Genomic DNA, 20,260 nt, shown 5'->3' with positions numbered 1-20,260 from the left:
GAATTGTAAATATCATGTAGTTTTTGCACCTAAGTACCGAAGGCAGGTGTTCTATGGTGAGAAACGAAGGGCAGTAGGCGAGATACTTAGAAAACTATGTGAATGGAAAAGTGTGAATATTATTGAAGCGGAGTGCTGCGTAGATCATATTCATATGCTTTTAGAAATACCACCGAAGATGAGTGTTTCATCATTTATGGGGTATTTGAAAGGAAAAAGTAGCCTGATGCTATATGAGCGATTTGGAGATTTGAAGTTCAAGTACAGGAATCGAGAATTTTGGTGTCGAGGGTATTATGTAGATACGGTAGGAAAAAATACCGAGAAGATACAAAGTTACATAAAGCACCAACTAGAGCAGGATAAAATGGGAGAGCAATTATCGCTCCCGTACTCAGGTAGCCCGTTTACGGGCCGCAGGAAATAGTCATATGCAAATGTCAGATCACTATGCGCCTGCTAGGGCGCTGCCAGTAGGAAAGCCTTATAGGCGCATATGAAAAACCACCGGCTATGCCGGTGGATACTTTTTTGAATAGGAACAGTATGGTTTCAATTAACGGTTTACCTCCTGCGATAGTGCCCGGTAGCAATAGGGCTAATCGCGCAAATAAGAACAATGGGGTAAAGAAAGGCGATGCCAAAGCCGGAGTAGGCCAACCTACTAAGGTGGCGAATGCTGTTTCTCATTCAATTCGTCATGTCGATCCATCAGAGATTCATCGGGCTAATCTGGAATACGATCTTCCTGAAGGTCGATCAAGAAAGGCGATGGAAGAGTACATGGACGTGATGAACCAAGCAAAAAAAGAGGAACTTGCTCAACTGCTTGGAGTCGATATCTACATCTAATCCAACAAGGTCATTATGATGCGATCTTTTTCCACTTCTAAAACGCTACTGCTGTTATCGTCCACATTGTTGCTTAGTGCATGCTCAAGTTTACCGGATGATCTTCGTGCCAGTAGTGAGGCCGTGATCACCGATTACGCCACTTGGGTCAATACGCCAGCCAATGAACAAGATGAAGTCCGGCTGGGCGGCGTCATCGCCAGTGTGACTAATTTGGCGGATAAAACACGGATTGAAATAGTCAATTTGCCGATTAGCTCATCAGGCCGACCGGATATCGACCGCGAACCGCAAGGGCGTTTTGTTGGCTATGTTGACGGGTTTGTTGACCCAGTGGCTTATGCGAAAGATCGTTTGGTGACGCTAGTGGGAACCAGCCTTGCTCCAGAAAAAGCCAAAGTGGGTGAGTTTGAATACACTTTCCCAACCATGGCCGTAAAAGGGCTACATTTGTGGCGAGTTGAAGAAAGAGTGGTCGTGAATGATCTCGGTACTTATATGTACCCTTGCCACAGCTTATATTGTCGTCAAATGTACATTGGTGCTCGTGAAGGGCGCGTGGTACAAGAAGTGAAATAGCGATGCAACAAAAGCAGTACTCTCTTGCGCAAGGAATGATTGCGACTCAAGAGTTGGGAAACGCACAAACGGCCGACTTATCGGTCGTTTTTTTGCATGGTTGGTTAGATAATTCATCCAGTTTTCTTACCGTTATCAAAGCGTTAAGTCACCTTAATCCACAGTTACACCTTTGCGCAATCGATTTACCGGGACATGGCCTTTCAAGCCATAAAGCCGACGGTTATTTTTACCCATTTCATGACTATATTGATGATATTTACTCATTTTTGCTCAACTTATCACCAAACAGGTTAGTGATCGTAGGGCATTCCCTTGGTGCTTTAATCGCAAGTTGCTATAGTGCCGCCTTTCCTGAGCAAGTCGCAGGATTAGTTCAAATCGAAGGAATGGCTCCATTGGCTGAATCGCCACTAGAGGGTGTGGCCAGGCTGCGTAATGGCGTACTCAGTCGCCAGCGGATTCGGCGTAAGCCTCGTCGTAGGTTACCGAATTTAGAATACGCTGTTGCTCGCCGAGCCGAAGTCAACCAGTTAGAAGCAGCCTTGATCCAACCCATCGTTATTCGAGGGGTTGAGCGGCGCAATAACGAGTGGTATTGGCGTCATGACCCACAGTTAAACAGCGATTCCTTGTATCGCATGTCGTATGAGCATGCTCAGCACATAATGGCGCACATCCAATGCCCACAACGTGTGATTCTCGGTACACACGGTTTTTCTGAGTTACGAGCCGCTCGAGGCTATTTCGCCGATGATCGGCAAGAGATGTTCACTATTTCTGGTGGTCATCATTGCCATCTTGAGCAACCTTCGCAAGTCGCCGAACTAATTTTTGGCTTAGTTAACAAAATTTAAACAAGTGTTTGAGTGTTTCGTGCTCAAGCGCTTTGGCTGTGCTGTAATAGCGCACATAAAAATATCGCCGTAGAGCAGCCGCCAATAACGAGGAGTATTACCGTGGAGAAACCTTGGCTTTCACGCTATCCAACTGACGTACCTGAATTCATCAACCCTGATCAGTACCTCTCTTTGGTCGAAATGTTTGAGCAATCGGTTCATAAATATGCCGATCAACCAGCCTTTATGAATATGGGTTCGGTCATGACTTTTCGTAAACTGGAAGAGCGCAGCCGAGCATTTGCCGCCTATTTGCAAAATGAGCTAAAGCTGAAAAAAGGTGATCGTGTCGCCTTAATGATGCCTAACCTATTGCAGTATCCGGTCGCGTTATTTGGCGTATTACGAGCCGGGTTGATTGCGGTGAATGTTAACCCGTTGTACACCCCGCGAGAGCTTGAACATCAACTGAATGACGCCGATGCAAAGGCGATCGTCATCGTCTCGAATTTTGCCAATACCTTAGAGCAAATTGTTGAAAATACCTCGGTAAAACATGTGGTATTGACCAGCCTTGGACAGATGTTACCTAGAGCAAAAGGGACGTTGGTTGATTTCGTTGTGAAATATGTGAAAGGGATGGTGCCAAAATATGACTTACCAGGTGCCATTTCCATGCGTAAGGCGTTGCACAAAGGTCGCCGTTTACAGTATGTGAAGCCTTTTATGTCTGGCGACGACATTGCATTTTTACAATATACCGGTGGTACAACCGGTGTGGCAAAAGGGGCAATTCTGACCCACCGCAACATGATTGCGAATGTGCTCCAAGCAAAAGGAGCATATGGTCCAGTATTGGCCGAAGGCCGCGAACTGGTTGTGACGGCATTACCGCTTTATCACGTATTTGCACTGACCGTAAACTGTTTACTGTTCGTCGAAATGGGTGGGCGTAACCTATTGATTACTAATCCTCGCGATATTCCAGGCTTTGTCAAAGAGCTGCAAAAGTACCCATTTACTGCCATTACGGGGGTGAATACGCTGTTTAATGCGTTGGTCAACAACGAAGATTTCCATGAACTTGATTTCAAAAATCTTAAGCTTTCTGTTGGTGGTGGCATGGCGGTACAGCGCGCGGTGGCCGATCAGTGGAAAAAAGTGACGGGTATCCACCTGCTTGAAGGTTACGGTTTGACTGAATGTGCACCACTGGTGACAGGTAATCCTTATGATTTAAGTGATTATTCGGGAGCAATTGGTTTACCCGTACCTTCAACCGAAGTGCGTATCGTTGATGATGAAGGCAAAGTGTTGGCTTATGATCAAGTCGGTGAGTTGCAAGTGCGTGGCCCACAAGTGATGCAAGGTTATTGGCAAAGACCGGAAGCGACGAAAGAAGTGATTGATGCCGATGGTTGGCTCTCTACAGGCGATATCGTCAAGTTTGATGAGCAAGGAATGGTCTATATTGTCGATCGCAAGAAAGACATGATTTTAGTCTCTGGATTCAACGTCTATCCTAATGAGATTGAAGATGTGGTTGCACTGCATGGCAAAGTATTAGAAGTGGCCGCTATCGGCCAGCCTCATGAAGTGTCTGGTGAAATCGTCAAGATTTATGTGGTTAAGCGTGATCCGAGCTTAACCAAAGATGAAATTATTGCCCATTGCCGTAAACATTTGACTGGCTATAAAGTGCCTAAGTTGATTGAGTTTAGGGAAGATTTACCAAAGAGTAATGTGGGTAAAATTTTACGCCGCGTACTTCGTGAAGAAAATGATGCGGCAATTGAACAAACAAAACGTGCCTAAGCATCAAGTCAGTATGAAAAAATAGTGCTAGAATGCCGACTCAAACCGTCGGCATTTTTATGTCCCCTCTAGTAGGGTTGCCCAAAGTGAGCCATTAGTGAACTACCAAATAATTACCCAGCCTAACGACCTACAACGTGTATGCCTTGCCGCGCGAGATGCCGATGTGGTGATGCTCGATACCGAGTTTGTCCGAGTGCGTACCTTTTACCCACAGCTCGGATTGATCCAGCTTTATGATGGTGAAAACCTCTCTTTAATCGACCCACTTGCCTTTGATGACATGGCCCCTTTTGTCGAGCTACTGCAAGACACCTCCGTGCTCAAAGTGCTGCATGCGTGTGGTGAAGATCTCGAAGTGTTTCATAATGCATTTGGCTGCACACCGTTTCCAATGGTCGATACACAAGTAATGGCAGCCTTTCTCGGCCATGGACTGTCTACCGGATTTGCCGCATTGGTCAATGAATTCTTAGGGATTGAAATTGATAAAAGTGAATCGCGTACTGATTGGTTAGCAAGGCCTTTATCGCAAAAGCAGTTGGATTACGCTGCCGCCGATGTGTTTTATTTGCTGCCGATTTACGAGAAATTACTCGATAAAGTGACGCAGGCGGGCTGGTGGCAAGCGGCGCAGCAAGAATCTGAACTATTGAGCGTCAAACGCATTAAACAGACTAATCCCGATTTGGCCTATTTGGATATCAAAGGGGCATGGCAACTAACACCGCAAGAATTAGCGATTCTCAAACCCTTAGCTACTTGGCGCTACGAAGAGGCGGTACGCCGTGATTTGGCGCTCAATTTTGTGGTCAAAGAGACAGATTTGCTGACTATCGCTCGTTTGGGATTGACGAGTGCAAGCCGTATGATTGATGAAGGGGCCGATCCGAGATCGATTCAACGTCACAGTGCCAAAATCATTGCATTGGTGAAAGCGGGCCAGCAGACTCCGGCTGATCAATACCCACCTAAAATCGACCCTTTGATGGACTATCCCGGCTATAAACAGTTGTTTAAACGGTTGAAAGATGAAGTCAAATCAGTGTCTCAAACCACGGGTTTAGCGACTGAATTTTTAGCCTCTAAAAAACAGCTCAACCAGCTATTGAGTTGGGTGTGGAAGAAAGAGAGAGATCCAGCGCAATTGCCGGATGTGATGCAGAGCTGGCGCTTACCTATTCTCGGTGAACGGCTCAACAAATTGGTTTAGTAAAGAGAAAGAGCCTGCAATTTTGCAGGCTCTTTTATCATAAGGATTACTTTTCTTCGTCTGGCAGTTTCACGTTCAATTCCAGCACAGAGATATCATCATCTTTGTGCTCAAAAGAGACTTCAACCATCGAAGGGTCAACCGCGACGTATTTGGCGATCACCTTGAGAATGTCTTCTTTCAATTGAGGCAAATAGGTCGGTGCAGGGTCATTTTCACTACGACGTTCGGCGACGATAATTTGCAAACGCTCTTTGGCAAGGCTTGCTGAGGTCGTTTTCTTTTGTGGTCGGAAAAACTCAAGTAGAGACATAATATTAACCCCCGAAAAGTCGTTTAAAGATGCCCTTTTTCTGCTCCGTTAGAAAACGAAACTCGACTTCTTGCCCTAATAAGCGCTCGACAGCGTCAGCATAAGCTTGGCCTGCGTCTGATTGATCGTCAAAAATAACCGGAACACCTTTGTTGGAGGCATTAAGCACCGCTTGGCTTTCTGGGATCACGCCAAGTAAAGAGATATGTAAAATCTCTTCAACATCTTCCACGCTCAACATTTCACCTTGTGTCACGCGAGTAGGGTTATAACGGGTCAATAAAAGGTGCTGTTTAACAGGCTCTAACCCTTGCTCTGAGCGCATTGATTTGGAATCCAAAATCCCTAAAATGCGGTCCGAGTCGCGCACGGAAGAGACTTCAGGGTTCGTCGTTACAATCGCTTCATCAGCAAAGTACAAAGCCATCAACGCGCCTTGTTCAATACCTGCTGGTGAGTCGCAAATGACGAAATCAAAGCCCATCGTATCGAGTTCATCCAAAACGCGCTTTACGCCCTCTTTGGTGAGCGCATCTTTATCACGGGTTTGTGAGGCAGGCAGAATAAATAAGTTTTCGGTGCGTTTATCTTTGATCATCGCTTGGTTAAGTGTCGCCTCACCGTTGATGACGTTGACAAAGTCGTACACCACGCGGCGCTCACAACCCATGATTAAGTCAAGGTTACGCAGACCGATATCAAAATCGATGACCGCTGTCTTTTTACCTTTTAAAGCCAAGCCAGAAGCAATTGCTGCGCTTGAGGTTGTTTTACCAACGCCGCCTTTTCCTGACGTTACAACAATAATGCGTGCCATTATGTTTTCCTTGTTAATTTTAAATCGTGAGCGTTTCAAAATGCAGTGAATCATCAACCATGCTGAGCATCACTTTCTTCTGCCAAAACTCACTTTCAATTTGATCGCTAAGCCAATAATTTCCAGCAATGGAGACCAGCTCTGCTTGTAAATCGTGACAAATAATTTTTGCTTCCGTTTGGCCGCTGGCACCGGCAATGGCCCTTCCGCGCAGTGAACCATGAATGTGAATTGAACCATCGGCGATCACTTCGGCCCCCGCGCTGACGTGATTGAGGATCACTAAATCGCTATCTTTGGCATACACTTGCTGGCCAGAGCGAATGGGCGTGCGAATCACCTTGGTTGGCGCTATTTGAGCGGGAGCTTGAGAAGGCGACTTGCTTGCTGCCATCACGGCAAAGCCAGCTTCTGAGGCTAAGTTTTGGCTGCGTTTATCACGGCAACCTGTCACACCGACCGGGATCATTCCCGCTTCAGTGATGCCTTGTTTAAGTATCGAAAAATCAATATCGCCAATCACTTTAGCAATATTGATCACCACAGGTGCAGAGGCAAAAAAAGCAGGAGCTTGGGCGACTTTTTCCTTGAGAAACTCAACGGTATTGGCAACTTCACTGTCGCAAAGGTGTAACACTGACAAAGTAAAACTGCTACCTTTTAGGTCAGGAGTATTCGACATCTTATATTGACCTCAATAACTAATGGCTTCACTAGAAAGGGCGTTGCCTGAAACTAGGGTTGTCATGTTATATTCCCTGACTTAGCTCAGCAAGTTATCTTGCGGTCAAATGTTTGTTTTAATCTCAAATTTGGTAAAAGTTTAACGTTTCTAACTTAATTGGCTCGAAAAGCCAGTTTATTACAATAAAAGGTTTGTCATGCTTTGCTCTATCTACAAAAGCTCTAAAAAAGAAGGTACCTATCTCTATATCCCCAAAAAGGATGACTTTTCACAGGTTCCTGACACATTAATGGCGATGTTCGGTAAACCTACTTTAGTCATGGTAGTGAAACTGGAAGGGCGTACACTTGCCCAAGTGAACATTGAAAAAGTAAAAGAGTCTCTAGATAATGAGGGCTTTTTCCTACAGTTACCGCCACCGCCACAAAATTTATTAGAACAATATAAGCAGCAAAAGGCTCAGCAAAAAGATAGCTAAGTTTTCAGCTCAAGGAGGACGATTTGAGAAAGTTATTGTCAGTCGTATTGGGATTAAGCCTCTCCACGCCATTGATGGCGAATGAGGTTAGTTTTGAACACTATGTTGAAGGCTTGAAGCAGCAAGCACGAAATGAAGGCATTTCAGAGCAAATTTTAATCGATGCGTTTAAAAATGTGGAGTACAAGCCACGTGCTGTGACGGCCGATCGCAATCAACCAGAAAAGAAACTGACGCTGGATGAATATATCCCACGCGCGGTTCCAGAATGGAAAGTGAACCAAGCAAAGGCGCTGTATGAAAAGCACTATGCAGAGCTTAGCCGCATTGGCGAACAATATGGTGTACAGCCGCGCTTTATCGTGGCTTTGTGGGGCGTAGAAAGTAATTTTGGTGCGTTGACCGGCGGTTTTAGTGTTATTGATGCACTGACGACTATGGCTTATGACGGTCGCCGAGAAGAGTTTTTCCGCAAGGAGACGATGGCCGCGTTGCAAATTCTACAGCAAGGTCATATCCAAGCTGATGAGATGAAAGGTTCATGGGCTGGCGCGATGGGACAATGCCAGTTTATGCCGAGTTCGTTTTTGGCGTTCGCTTCCGATGGTAACGGCGATGGCAAAAAAGACATTTGGCGCTCAAAGGAAGATGTATTCGCGTCGACGGCCAATTATCTCAGCCAATCGGGATGGGATGATAAATACACTTGGGGCCGTCAAGTTAAAGTTCCGCATGGGTTTGACCGCACTTTAGAAGGGCGACAGCCCGAAAAAGGGAAGTCACTGCGAGAGTGGAGCAAGCTTGGTATTACCCGTTACGAAGGTAAACCACTGCCTAATTTAGACAACGTTCAGGCTTGGCTTATCATGCCAGATGATGAAAATGGCCGCGTTTACTTGGTATACAACAACTATAATGTGTTGATGAAGTGGAACCGTTCATATTATTTCGCCCTCGCTGTGAGCCATTTGGCGGATAGAATTACCTATTGATTTGAACCTTAATTGAACGCAAAGGGCTCATCATGAGCCCTTTGCTATTTCTGGAGAGTGTGTGCTAGTTGAACGTGCAGGGCAAATGGTGATATTTGCTGCGTTAATCAAACATCAAGGCTTTACCGCTGCGGCCAAAAGCTTAGGCGTATCAGTATCGCATGTTAGTAAGCAGTTGGCCTTACTGGAAGCCTCGCTCGGGGTGAAGCTCGTTCAGCGAACCACTCGCAGCTTCACCAAAACCGAGGCTGGAGAGGCTTTTTATCGCCATTGTATTGCGGTCGTTGGGTTGATGGATGCTGCGCAGTCTGAAATGGAAAGCCAGCGTGATGAGGTGTCTGGGCTGATTAAGCTTGGTCTTTCACAGTCGTTTGGTTCTTTGCACATTTTGCCAGCACTGGAGGCGCTTCGTCAGCGTTATCCAAAACTGCAAGTGGAAGTGCATTTGTTCGATTATCGAGTCGATATGCTCGAAGAAGGGCTTGATTTGTGGGTGACCAACAACGAACATTTGCCGGAAGGGTACGTGGCGCAACGTCTCGCCGATTGCCAATTTGTGCTGGCGGCGTCACCAGAATACTTATTAAACCATTCACCCCCTCAGACACCCAGTGATCTGTTAGGTCACAACTGTCTTATCTACCGTAGTTGGGAGCGAGATTACACCAGTTGGTCGTTTGCCAATCCAGAGCAAAAGGTCAACATCAATGTGTCGGGTAACTATTCGGTGGATTTAGCCGAAGCCGTCCGTGACGCCGCCGTGGCTGGGTGGGGTGTTGCTTACTTGGCGACTTATTTAATTCGAGATGAATTTCGAACCGGTAAACTGATCCAGTTGTTGCCAGATTGGCACGCAAATCAAAACATGCCTTTTTATGCGGTTTACCCGAGCCGACAACATATGCCGAAGAAAACCTCAGCCGTGATTGAATTTATCAAGGCTTTAATCGGTACACCTTGCTACTGGGATACTCAGTTAGAGCCTTACATCCGTTTGACAAAAGTGTAATGAGCACGGTTTATTATTTCCAAACTCAGAAACATCTTTTCTATATGGAAAAGATAAGCCTAGGCAATCGTTTAGCTTGTTACAAATCAACAGCTTGAAACAAGAGGCTTAAGGCTGCTATTTTTAAGCACACCTCTGTAACATTTGCGACTTGCGCATTCGTTTTCGCACGATAGAATGCGCGCCTTTCCTATCCCCGTTATCTGGATTGACAGCAAATGAACTCATTACTTGGCGTCGTCGCCATCTTATTTACGGCTTGGCTACTTTCTACCAATAGAAAAAACATCCAACTTAGAACCGTGTCGCTCGCTTTTTTATTGCAAGTAGGCTTTGCACTATTGGTTCTGTATGTCCCTATGGGGAAAGAAGTGCTCAACAGTGTCACGGGTGCGGTGTCGAATTTGATCAATTATGGGCAAGAGGGAATTGGCTTTCTCTTTGGGGGTTTAGCCAATGGTAGCGTTGGTTTTGTGTTTGCGATTAATGTGCTTGGCATCATCATTTTCTTCTCCGCTTTGATCTCCGGTTTGTACCACATTGGTTTGATGCCTAAAGTAATTAATTTGATTGGCGGTGGTTTGCAAAAATTATTGGGTACGGGGCGTGCAGAGTCACTGTCAGCCACGGCGAACATTTTTGTCGGCATGATTGAAGCGCCGTTAGTCGTTAAGCCTTATTTAAAGCACATGAGTGATTCGCAATTTTTTGCGGTGATGACGTGTGGCTTAGCCTCGGTTGCGGGCGGAACGTTAGTTGGCTATGCCTCACTGGGCGTTAACCTTAACTATCTTATTGCGGCGGCATTTATGTCAGCTCCAGCCGGTTTGTTGATGGCGAAAATTTTGGTGCCGGAAACCGAAGCGCAAAGTCAGCAGGTGGCCAACGAAGAGGTTGAGATACCAAAAGCAACCAATGTGGTTGAAGCCGTGGCTGATGGTGCAATGTCTGGGCTTCGTATCGCGGTTGCGGTTGGGGCAACGTTACTGGCCTTTATCAGTGTGATTGCGCTACTCAACGGCCTATTGGGCTGGGTGGGTGGTCTGTTTGGTTTAACCCTTAGTTTTGAATTGATTTTAGGCTACCTATTTGCTCCAGTTGCGTGGCTGGTGGGCATTCCATGGAGCGAAGCGATGACGGCAGGCTCACTGATTGGTAATAAAATTGTCGTGAACGAGTTTGTCGCTTTTATCCAATTGATGGACGTAAAAGATTCGCTCAGTGAACATTCTCAAGCGATTGTAACTTTTGCTCTGTGCGGCTTTGCCAATATTTCGACCATGGCAGTATTGATCGGTGGTTTGGGCAGTTTGGTGCCAGAGCGTCGCAGCTTCATCTCTCAATATGGTTTTCGAGCGATCAGCGCTGGCGTGCTGGCTAACTTGATGAGTGCTGCACTTGCTGGGGTTATTTTGTCGCTATAAACGTAGCGTTTCTATTGGTTACGAGAACCCACCATACATTTTGTATCTTCGATGCCGGCTAATAGAGCCGGCATTTTTATCCATCCACCTCACCAAAATAATATTGACCATATCAATTTCTCAACGACGTGTGATTAGGTGAGTTCGTGAAGTCCGCCGAAAAAGATTTGCAAGCGGTGTTGATGTTAAAATCATGCCGTGATTTTGAGCTGAGATAATTAAAATTATCAGTTATTTAGAGTGCAATTCTCGTCCTCTAGCTTATTAGTTATATACCCTGCCTACTTGATGTTGCCTTGTCTTTATCTCACGTATTGCAGGCCACCACGTCAAGTTACTTGGGAACGGGTTAATTATTCATAAGCAAAGGAGAGAACAATGAGTTCTTATCTACTCAGAGCCGCCATTATTACAACGTTAGGGATAAGCTACCAAGCTCAAGCCTATAACTGTGATGGCTTGGGCTCTTGGGATACGGCCGCCATTTATACGTCCGGCGATAAAGTGACGCAATCTAACGCAGCCTATCAAGCTAACTATTGGACGCAGGGAAATGATCCTGCAAGCAATAACGGCCCTTGGGCATTTTGGCTATCACTCGGGCAGTGTGACAGCGGTGGTGGCAATGTTCCACCCACGCTAAATCTCGTTTCTCCTGCCAATAATGCACAAATCCCACAAGGCAGCTTAATCACGCTGCAAGCCACGGCGTCTGATAGCGATGGTAGCGTGGCACAGGTTGAATTTTTGATTGATGGCGTGTCGATCGCCGTCATCACACAAGCGCCTTTCCAAACCGATTGGACTGCCGCTTTAGGCGCAACCCAAGTGACTGCAATTGCCACTGATAATCAGGGTGCGACTACGTCAACCGCGTCAACCATCTCGGTTACGCCTGTTGGTGGTTTAGTGCCTCCTTCCATCTCCTTAACCAGCCCAACAGGTGCTGAGCAGCTAGCGGCTGGTGACTCATTGACTCTAAGCGCTAATGCCACCGATTCGGATGGAACCGTCACGCAAGTTGATTTTTATGTGGATGGACAACTCGTCGCTTCAGATACTTCAGAACCTTATGCCCACGATTGGACTGCTGTCTCAGGCTCTCACACCTTTAAAGCCAAAGCGACGGATAATGATAACCAAACGACTCATAGCCAAGAGGTCGCCTTAGTTGTATCTGGAGGCTCAAGTGGTGGTTGTGCAGGTTTAGCAACCTATGTGGCGGGTAGCAGTTACGCAGTGGGCGAACTGGTGCAAAACAATAATCAAAAGTTCCGTTGTGATATCGCAGGTTGGTGCTCTTCTAGCTCAGCGTGGGCCTATGAGCCGGGCAAAGGAAGTTATTGGCAAGAAGCGTGGACAGGAATGGGCGCGTGCGCCACGCCACCTACCGTTTCATTGACGAGCCCTGCTGACAATGAAGTGATTCTGGCTGGTTCTACCATCCTGCTCAGCGCACAAGCTAATGATGCCGATGGCAGTGTAGTACAAGTGGAATTTCTTGTTGATGGCACGAGCCTTGGCGTAGTAAACCAAGCGCCTTATTCGGTTGAGTGGGTTGCGAGCAAGGTCGGAAGTACCACACTCAAAGCCATCGCAACCGATAATGACAATAATAGCGCTGAAAGTCAGATTAACGTTTCAGTAAGCGATCAAGCGTTAGTGGTGTCGTTAACATCGCCAACGTCAGGGCAAACCGTCGGTTTAGGTAAACCAGTCAATATTGCTGCCAATGCGACGTCACTCACTGGTGCTGTTTCTAAAGTCGATTTCTTAGTGAATGGAGCGGTGGTCGCAACTGATACCAGTGCGCCTTATGCCTACACTTGGACACCTACGGCTATCGGCGAATACACAGTGGCTGCGCAAGCTTATGATGCAGGCAGTAGTGTATTGTCAGACGCAGCTGCCGTGAAGGTGGTTGAACAGACACAGAAAAAGCACAAATTGATCGGTTACTGGCATAATTTTGTCAATGCTGCTGGCTGCCCAATGCGTCTCGCTGATATGTCTGATGCGTGGGATGTGATCGATATTGCATTTGCCGATAATGACCGCAACAGTAATGGAACCGTGCATTTCAATCTTTTCGCAGGCGATGCGCATAGTAGCTGTCCCGCCTTAGATGCTACCCAGTTCAAGCAAGATATGGCGGCTTTGCAAGCCAAAGGCAAAGTTTTTGTTTTGTCACTTGGTGGCGCTGAAGGCAACATTACGCTCAATACTTACAGTGATGAAGCGCACTTTGTTGATAGTTTGACGGCGTTGATCAAAGAGTGGGGTTTTGATGGTTTGGATGTTGATTTAGAAAGTGGTTCTAACTTAATGCATGGCTCGCAAATTCAAGCGCGCTTGGGCCGGGCATTAAAGCAAATTGAAGCCAACATCGGCGGTGATATGTACCTGACCATGGCACCAGAACACCCTTATGTTCAAGGAGGAATGGTGGCTTATAGCGGCATTTGGGGTGCGTATATTCCTATCATCAATGAGGTTCGTGACACACTCGATCTACTTCATGTCCAGCTCTATAACAACGGTGGGTTACCAAACCCTTATCTACCGGGTGCAGCACCTGAAGGTTCGGTGGATATGATGGTCGCTCAATCAAAAATGCTGTTAGAAGGGTTTGATTTGGCCGATGGTTCACGCTTTGAACCACTGCGTGACGATCAAGTTGCAATCGGTTTGCCTTCTGGCCCGAGCTCTGCCAACTCTGGGCAAGCGCCCACGCAAAACATTCTTGATGCGTTGGACTGCTTAACCAAGGGAACCTCTTGCGCGACGGTGAAACCGAGTTTCAACTACCCTAACTACGGTGGTGTGATGACATGGTCTATTAACTGGGACGAACACGATGGCTACAATTTCTCTACGCCAATAGGCAACAAACTGATGCAAATGAATAATGCCCAATAAAGGCTAAGTTGGTTTATAACGCAAGAACCCCAGCGCAGTGCTGGGGTTCTTTGGCTCGCTGATCATAGCTATCAATAACCACTAGCAATAATCAATAACAAGATCAGTTATTGGGGTGAAATTGCTCGCACGCCAACAGGGTGTTTTCAATCAAACTGGCCACCGTCATTGGCCCGACACCACCCGGAACAGGGGTGATCAAGCTTGCTTTGGTGCGCGCTACATCGTACTCGACATCGCCAATCAGTTTGCCTGACTCCAAGCGGTTGATGCCCACATCAATCACCACGGCACCTTCTTTAATCCATGCACCGGGAATAAAATTGGGTTTACCAACGGCCACCACCAACAAATCAGCTTGGCGAACATGGTGCTCTAAATCTTTAGTGAAGCGATGGCATGTGGTTGTGGTGCAACCAGCCAGTAGCAGCTCTAATGTCATTGGTCGGCCGACAATATTGGATGCGCCCACAATCACCGCATGCTTACCACGCAGTTGAACGTTATAGCGCTCAAGCAAAGTGATGATCCCTTTGGGCGTGCAAGAGCGCAGTTTAGGAATGCGTTGGGCTAAACGGCCCACATTGTAAGGGTGAAAACCATCGACATCTTTTTCAGGAACAATGCGTTCAAGCACATGGGTTGTGTCAATCCCAGCAGGTAAGGGCAGTTGCACTAAAATGCCGTCAATTTCAGGGTCGGCATTGAGCTTATCGATTAACGCCAGTAGTTCCTCTTCACCTGCAGTGGCCGGAAGATCATAGGATTTAGAAACAAAACCCACCTCTTCACAAGCACGACGTTTGCTGCCGACATACACTTGTGACGCAGGATCTTCTCCCACCAGCACCACCGCTAGCCCCGGAGCTCGAAGACCCACTTGAGTGCGAGCTTTTACCCGCGCCGCTACTTCAGAGCGAACCGTCTGGGAGATGAGTGTCCCATCAATATTTTGAGCAGTCATGGCTTTCCTTACACATTGGTCGCAAATATTTTTGGGCGCATTGTCGCAGATATTTAAAGTAACATCTATAAGCAAACGTTTGCTTTGTTCTGTTTTTCGTCACATGGTTAGCGAATGGCAGTTTTTTAGGCATTTGAAACAGAATGTTAGAGAAAGCGATTGATTTACGGAGTTCAACTCGTATAATCCTGTCCCTGTAGCGCGCCCTTAGCTCAGCTGGATAGAGCACGTCCCTTCTAAGGATGTGGTCGTAGGTTCGAATCCTACAGGGCGCGCCATTTATTCAAGAAAGCCCCGATAACTCAAAAAGTTGTCGAGGCTTTTGTTTTTCATGTTCATCCGTTCGGTTTTTTACTCCGATGGTACTTTTGTGCAGAGTGTTGATAATTTCATCGCTTTCATCTTATTACATCTTGCTCCTACTGGCCTCGCAAAACGCACCTTCTTAGCTATCCCACGAATATTTTGTGCCACACTCTATGTGAAATTTAATTCATATGGAGGGTGCGTAATGAATCTAACCAAATCTTCTTTAGTGACATGGTTTATCTGTTTTAGCCCAATGGTGGTAAGCCATCAGTTGTATCCTGATGTCGATACTCCACGGCTTAACGAAGCGCAGCTTGCAGAGAGTCAACTGCCATTTTCTCTGATTAGCGATGATGAGTTTGTTTTTCGACCTCATCAACGTCCTTTCAATATTGAAGATTTTATTGGTACCCATCAGCCAAATTGGCTTGAGCTTGTCGAGTCAGTTAGCCATTGGGCTGGGGCAACGGGGGTTGATCCTCGAGTGTTATTGACCACTTTAGCGTTATTAGAACAAGAGAGTGCTTCGGAGCAAAGCTTGGACGATAGACAACGGCAGATCAAAGATATTGCGAATCAACTGTCTCAGCGTTTCTATCACTATCAAGAACGTTCATCGGCTCTTCAATACAATGCTGCGACGTTAGCGGTCATGCAGCAATTGAATCGGGTGGATGATTGGGCATTATGGAAATCGCAATATGAGCTTTGGTTTGGTGCTTTCAGCGAACCACAAAACACACCAGCTCCTATGCGTATGGGAAACCTCATTGTTTCGCCTAGTGAGGGGTTTATGCAGTGGCCATGGCGCAAAGGGTATCAGTGGATACCTAACGGTACGCATGCGCACAGTGGCTCAGGTTTTCCGCTTTCTTCAATCGACGTTTCTTACGATTGGCCAGCTTGGGGCGCGCCAACTTACAGTGTAACGGCCGCGCATGATGGCTACGTGTCGGTGATGTCTCGGTGCCAACTGCGCGTGACGCATCCAAACGGTTGGGCGACGAACTATTACCATATGGACGGAATCCAAGTCGCGAATAATCAGTGGGTGACGAAAGACAGTAAGTTGGGTGTTTATGCTAACCAGCGTTCCATTGCTTTGTGTGAAGGTGGATCGTCCACCGGCCCTCACTTGCACTTCTCATTGCTTTATCAAGGGCGTTTTCAATCTTTACAAGGTGTGAGTTTTGGGCCATATAAGGTTCAGACTGGGCGATATAGTTACGATAATCATTGCCAATATACATGGCTGTATGACCAACGTAAGCAGCAGAAAGTCTGCTTATGGCAACCTATTTATAATTAAGGTTCACGCTGAAATGTTGTGATGGAAAATGTTGGTGCAAGGTTCTCTTACACCAACATTCATTTTGTGCTCAACCGATTTGTTGTGTCGTGAGCCGATCACTGACTTATCGTTCTTTAACGACGAAACTAACGGTTACGTGCGGAACGCTCTTTATGGGCAGAAGCCGCTTTAGCCTGTGAGTTTAAAATGGAATCAACCGTCAGCTCCATTGGCTCTTTAGGTTTGAGGCCATGTGGGAAAGTGCGCGCGCGCGGTGGCAGATCATATTCTTCAGCTGAAGCGCGTGGCATACGTTTAAAGCGATATAGGTAGAAGTTTTCTACTTTCTCTCTCGCCCAATCGGTTTTATTGAGATATTTCACGCTGCTGGCAACCGATGGGTTGGTATGGAAGCAGTTAAAACGCATTGCCGTATCGAGAATATCCCAACCGTAAAAATCCACTAGTTCTTGCAGTAATGTTTCTAACTTAAGACCGTGTAATGGGTTATTTCTTTGTAATTCAATTCTTTCTTCTTCAGTCATCATAACGAGTTCCTAAGTAGTTCACTAACCGAGGCCAGCAGGGGTGTATGGTTTTCGTTGGTTTTTTATTCAAACAACGTGGCATCACGAATGATCATCTCTTAACACGCTAGTTGAAGGGGCCGCATTCTAACAGAATTCAGTGACCCTCCCTAAGATTATCGTGCGGAAGATCAGCGTTGTTTGATTGGTCAGATTTTTCTGCGTTCAATAAAAAGGATATAGCGCTTAAAGAGCTTGGATTGCCGTCTTTACACAGATTTACTTGTTACTTCATCTACTTTACGTTGTGCTTGTTACTCTTAGATAACCTTTCTATTTAAGTGGTTATTGTGATGAGCAGAGTAAGCAAAACGGTATTGATTGTGATAGTGGTTGTCTCGGTATTATGGATGCAAGCCGAGCCAACGCTTTTGGTGTCTGAAAACCTCTTCAAGTGGAGATCGGCTTTTATCCAGTGGTCGGGCATTTTGGCCATTGTGGCGATGTCATTGGCTATGGTGCTGGCGCTTCGTTTGCCCCTTGTTGAGCAGTGGACACAAGGAATCGATAAAGGCTATCGGATACACAAATGGCTGGGCATTTCGGCCACGTTGCTTGGTTTATTTCACTGGCTTTGTTACCAGATACCGAAATGGATGATCGCACTTGAGCTCCTGACTAAACCTAATCGGCTCAATGGCTCTGGCCCACAGGGGAACTTGTCGGGTTTTGCGCTTTGGGTAAAAGAGATGCGCCCGATTGGGTTAGCCATTGGCGAATGGGGGTTCTACTCATTATTGCTGCTGGTGGGTGTATCACTGTGGCTAACCATTAAATACAAACCGTTTCGCTTATCGCACCGTTTGATGGCGGTGGTGTACCTTTTGCTGGCTGGGCATTCGGTATTATTGTTGAAAAAGGCGTATTGGGGCTGGCCGATTTATTGGTTAGTGTTGATGTTTATTGCGCTTGGCTCCGCGGCAGCAGTCTACAGTTTGCTTGGATTTGTGGGCCGAAATGCACGTTATTCAGCGAAGGTTAGCGCATGCCACTACTGCGCAGCGAGCCAAACGTTAGATTTAAGAATTAAGATGGAGAAACCTTGGCCCGGGCATAAAGCAGGGCAGTTTGCCTATTTGAGTTTTGTTGGCGAAGAGCCACATCCGTTTACTATTGCTTCGTACAATGAGGCTAATGAGCTGCGATTTTTGATCAAAGAGCTCGGCGATTTTACCACAGGCCTTTATAAGAGAATTACCGTGGGTGAGCCGATTGAGGTCGAAGGTCCATATGGACGATTTGAGTTTTATAGTGATAGGCCACAAGTCTGGATTGGTGGCGGTGTCGGCATCGCTCCATTTATGGCTGGGTTAGATTATTTACACACGGTAAAAGCGCATCCGGCTACTTATCTGTTCTTCTGCTGCCATCATGCAGAGCAAGCCCTGTGTGATGAGCTTAAGCAGAAAGCATTGCGTGCAGGTGTCTCCCTCACAGTGATTGATTCAAGCATTGCGCCGCATTTGTCTGCCGAGACTATTGCTCGCCAGTGTGGTGATTTAAGTGGTTTTGAGTTTTTCTTTTGTGGCCCTGTTGCGTTTTCACGGACTTTAAAACAGGCGTTGAAGCCTTACCATGTAGACGTTGAAACTCAGTTCCATGAAGAGTTGTTTATGATGCGTTGAGTATTTGTTGTGAAATGGCCAAGCCCCATGTTTTCTAAGAATTACAGCACGAATGACAGCATGAACAACAGATAGTGACCTTGCGAAAAAGAATAGATAAATCAAGTCACTTACTTGAATAAAATTCATATTGCACTTCAATGTTATTCACTATGATCTTGCTCACGGTATGCTTCAATGGCACTGACCAATAAAGCATTATGGATACGATATTATGAGCAAATTAACCCTTCTTGATGGTGGCATGGGGCGTGAATTAAAAAGAATTGGCGCTCCTTTTTCTCAGCCACTTTGGAGCGCGCAAGCGCTGATTGAATCTCCACAACATGTTCGTTTAGCTCACCAAGGATTTATTGATAGCGGTGCCGACATCATCACGGTGAATAGCTATGCGTGTGTCCCTTTTCACTTGGGCGAGTCACTATATCAAACCGATGGTGCAAGGTTAGCGAACTTAGCCGCGCAGATTGCTGCGGAAGTAGCACAACAGTCAGAACGTCCGATTTTAGTGGCGGGTTCTATGCCACCGGCTATGGGAAGCTATCGGCCTGATCTCTTTCAAGCCGAAGTCGCACGAGCGATTTCACTCACTTTGTATCAAGCACAAGATCCTTATGTGGACGTCTGGTTAGCGGAGACGATTGCCAGTTTAGAAGAGTTGAGCATGATCCAATCGGTGTTTGCCTCATCAACCAAGCCTTGCTATTACGCACTGACTCTGAAAGATGACTCTAATATCGCACAATTGCGTTCTGGGCAGTCAGTGTCTGAAGCCGCAGAACAAATCTATTCTGCGGGTGGGGCGGGTATTTTCTTTAACTGCTCAATACCTGAGGTGATGGCTGATGCCATTCAACAGGCGAAAATGGTGTTGGAAGGCCGAGCGCAAAAGATTGAAATCGGCGTTTATGCAAACAGTTTTACGCCGATTAAATCGGATCACGCCGCTAACCAAACCGTACAAGCCATGCGTGAGTTTAGTGCAGAAGATTATCTCGCATTTGCCAAGCAGTGGTATGCCCTCGGTGCAACCGTGATCGGCGGATGTTGCGGCATCACCCCTCGCCATATTCAAGCACTTTATGAATGGAGGCGCAGTTTTGAAAAATCTTAATTATGGATTGGCTTTTCCTGCGATTGCGTTAGTGCTTGTTTTGTTAACGGTATCTGCGCTTTATCCAGCCACCTCTCAAGCGATGGCGGCGCAAGCTATGGGCTGGGTGAGCCACTGGTTTGGCTGGTTAGTACAGATGGCAAGTTTGGCGTTAGTGGTTTTTTTACTGTGGCTGGCGTGTTCGAAATACGGCCGCATTCGTTTAGGTGAAGAAAAAACCGAATACAGTAATTTTTCTTACGGCGGGATGATTTTTATCGCTGGCGTCGGGGGGTCACTCATCTACTGGGGGATAGGTGAGGCGATGTATTACTTTACAAACACCGCCGTTATTTTTCGAGCCTAAAAGTTAATCTGCTGCGGCATTGGGCGCTAACTAATTTTTTTTTTATTTGGGGATTACAGGCTGGGGGGTTTACTGCTTTTCATCGATTT

At 46.4% G+C, this 20,260-nt stretch carries 20 protein-coding genes and 1 tRNA gene; 16 read left to right on the top strand and 5 right to left on the bottom strand.

Annotated features, from left to right (window positions below; translation table 11 throughout):
- The 6 genes from tnpA to rnd form a co-directional block, all read left to right on the top strand.
- A partial coding sequence (gene tnpA / locus AACT18_RS07740; protein WP_094143321.1) for an IS200/IS605 family transposase occupies positions 1–427 on the top strand: 427 nt, incomplete at its 5' end.
- Between the two features lie 119 nt (positions 428–546).
- Positions 547–852 (top strand): chromosome partitioning protein ParA, encoded by a 306-nt coding sequence (locus AACT18_RS07735; protein ID WP_161439640.1) that lies wholly within the window; start codon positions 547–549, stop codon positions 850–852.
- 15 nt (positions 853–867) lie between these two features.
- The gene (locus AACT18_RS07730) at positions 868–1,431 is read left to right on the top strand and encodes a Slp family lipoprotein (protein WP_094125713.1); all 564 of its coding nucleotides are present in this window, start codon (positions 868–870) and stop codon (positions 1,429–1,431) included.
- Positions 1,432–1,433: 2 nt separating this feature from the next.
- Entirely contained in the window at positions 1,434–2,288 is an 855-nt protein-coding gene (locus AACT18_RS07725) for an alpha/beta fold hydrolase (RefSeq protein WP_094125712.1), read from the top strand.
- Positions 2,289–2,390: 102 nt separating this feature from the next.
- Positions 2,391–4,085, top strand: a complete 1,695-nt coding sequence (gene fadD / locus AACT18_RS07720; RefSeq protein WP_026028639.1) for a long-chain-fatty-acid--CoA ligase FadD — start codon at positions 2,391–2,393, stop codon at positions 4,083–4,085.
- Between the two features lie 97 nt (positions 4,086–4,182).
- Positions 4,183–5,298 (top strand): ribonuclease D, encoded by a 1,116-nt coding sequence (gene rnd / locus AACT18_RS07715; protein WP_094125711.1) that lies wholly within the window; start codon positions 4,183–4,185, stop codon positions 5,296–5,298.
- A gap of 46 nt (positions 5,299–5,344) precedes the next feature.
- Here the strand turns inward: rnd and minE are convergent, their stop codons facing one another.
- From minE to minC, 3 genes are read right to left on the bottom strand one after another with little or no spacing between them, the layout of a single operon-like run.
- Positions 5,345–5,611, bottom strand: coding sequence for a cell division topological specificity factor MinE (minE, locus tag AACT18_RS07710; RefSeq protein WP_010317176.1), 267 nt, complete (start codon positions 5,609–5,611; stop codon positions 5,345–5,347).
- Positions 5,612–5,615: 4 nt separating this feature from the next.
- The gene (gene minD, locus AACT18_RS07705) at positions 5,616–6,428 is read right to left on the bottom strand and encodes a septum site-determining protein MinD (RefSeq protein ID WP_013857214.1); all 813 of its coding nucleotides are present in this window, start codon (positions 6,426–6,428) and stop codon (positions 5,616–5,618) included.
- A gap of 19 nt (positions 6,429–6,447) precedes the next feature.
- On the bottom strand, positions 6,448–7,110 hold the full coding sequence (gene minC / locus AACT18_RS07700) for a septum site-determining protein MinC (protein WP_094125710.1): 663 nt from the start codon (positions 7,108–7,110) through the stop codon (positions 6,448–6,450).
- Positions 7,111–7,309: 199 nt separating this feature from the next.
- On the opposite strand from minC, the gene AACT18_RS07695 reads away from it, so the two are divergent.
- The 5 genes from AACT18_RS07695 to AACT18_RS07675 all read left to right on the top strand — a co-directional run bounded on the left by AACT18_RS07695 (position 7,310) and on the right by AACT18_RS07675 (position 13,935).
- A complete protein-coding gene (locus AACT18_RS07695) occupies positions 7,310–7,591 on the top strand; it encodes a YcgL domain-containing protein (RefSeq protein WP_094125709.1) in 282 nt (93 codons plus the stop codon).
- A gap of 23 nt (positions 7,592–7,614) precedes the next feature.
- Positions 7,615–8,583, top strand: a complete 969-nt coding sequence (locus tag AACT18_RS07690; RefSeq protein ID WP_094125708.1) for a lytic murein transglycosylase — start codon at positions 7,615–7,617, stop codon at positions 8,581–8,583.
- A gap of 61 nt (positions 8,584–8,644) precedes the next feature.
- On the top strand, positions 8,645–9,592 hold the full coding sequence (locus AACT18_RS07685; protein WP_094125707.1) for a LysR family transcriptional regulator: 948 nt from the start codon (positions 8,645–8,647) through the stop codon (positions 9,590–9,592).
- A 218-nt stretch (positions 9,593–9,810) separates the two neighbouring features.
- Positions 9,811–11,016: a NupC/NupG family nucleoside CNT transporter gene (locus tag AACT18_RS07680; protein WP_013857209.1), complete on the top strand. Its 1,206-nt coding sequence runs from the start codon at positions 9,811–9,813 to the stop codon at positions 11,014–11,016.
- Positions 11,017–11,394: 378 nt separating this feature from the next.
- Positions 11,395–13,935 carry an Ig-like domain-containing protein gene (locus tag AACT18_RS07675; RefSeq protein ID WP_094125706.1) on the top strand — a complete coding sequence of 847 codons (2,541 nt, stop codon included), beginning with the start codon at positions 11,395–11,397 and terminating at the stop codon, positions 13,933–13,935.
- A gap of 103 nt (positions 13,936–14,038) precedes the next feature.
- Here the strand turns inward: AACT18_RS07675 and folD are convergent, their stop codons facing one another.
- Positions 14,039–14,899 carry a bifunctional methylenetetrahydrofolate dehydrogenase/methenyltetrahydrofolate cyclohydrolase FolD gene (gene folD / locus AACT18_RS07670; RefSeq protein ID WP_010317168.1) on the bottom strand — a complete coding sequence of 287 codons (861 nt, stop codon included), beginning with the start codon at positions 14,897–14,899 and terminating at the stop codon, positions 14,039–14,041.
- Positions 14,900–15,100: 201 nt separating this feature from the next.
- On the opposite strand from folD, the gene AACT18_RS07665 reads away from it, so the two are divergent.
- A tRNA-Arg gene (locus tag AACT18_RS07665) sits at positions 15,101–15,177 on the top strand.
- 233 nt (positions 15,178–15,410) lie between these two features.
- Entirely contained in the window at positions 15,411–16,517 is a 1,107-nt protein-coding gene (locus AACT18_RS07660) for a M23 family metallopeptidase (RefSeq protein WP_094125705.1), read from the top strand.
- 128 nt (positions 16,518–16,645) lie between these two features.
- Here the strand turns inward: AACT18_RS07660 and AACT18_RS07655 are convergent, their stop codons facing one another.
- Positions 16,646–17,047 carry a VF530 family protein gene (locus AACT18_RS07655; protein WP_094125704.1) on the bottom strand — a complete coding sequence of 134 codons (402 nt, stop codon included), beginning with the start codon at positions 17,045–17,047 and terminating at the stop codon, positions 16,646–16,648.
- Between the two features lie 332 nt (positions 17,048–17,379).
- Between AACT18_RS07655 and AACT18_RS07650 the strand changes: the two genes are divergently transcribed.
- The 3 genes from AACT18_RS07650 to AACT18_RS07640 all read left to right on the top strand — a co-directional run bounded on the left by AACT18_RS07650 (position 17,380) and on the right by AACT18_RS07640 (position 20,171).
- Positions 17,380–18,711 (top strand): ferredoxin reductase family protein, encoded by a 1,332-nt coding sequence (locus AACT18_RS07650; protein ID WP_176428351.1) that lies wholly within the window; start codon positions 17,380–17,382, stop codon positions 18,709–18,711.
- 214 nt (positions 18,712–18,925) lie between these two features.
- Positions 18,926–19,825 (top strand): homocysteine S-methyltransferase family protein, encoded by a 900-nt coding sequence (locus AACT18_RS07645; RefSeq protein WP_094125702.1) that lies wholly within the window; start codon positions 18,926–18,928, stop codon positions 19,823–19,825.
- On the top strand, positions 19,812–20,171 hold the full coding sequence (locus tag AACT18_RS07640; RefSeq protein WP_254920008.1) for a BCCT family transporter: 360 nt from the start codon (positions 19,812–19,814) through the stop codon (positions 20,169–20,171). The genes AACT18_RS07645 and AACT18_RS07640 overlap by 14 nt, the downstream gene beginning before the upstream one ends.
- Positions 20,172–20,260: the final 89 nt, after the last annotated feature.

The sequence above is a fragment of the Vibrio sp. V04_P4A5T148 genome (assembly GCF_963875605.1).
Lineage (GTDB): Bacteria > Pseudomonadota > Gammaproteobacteria > Enterobacterales > Vibrionaceae > Vibrio > Vibrio anguillarum.
The sequence above is the reverse complement of the archived record's forward strand: the minus strand, read 5'-3'. Positions and strand labels throughout refer to the sequence as shown.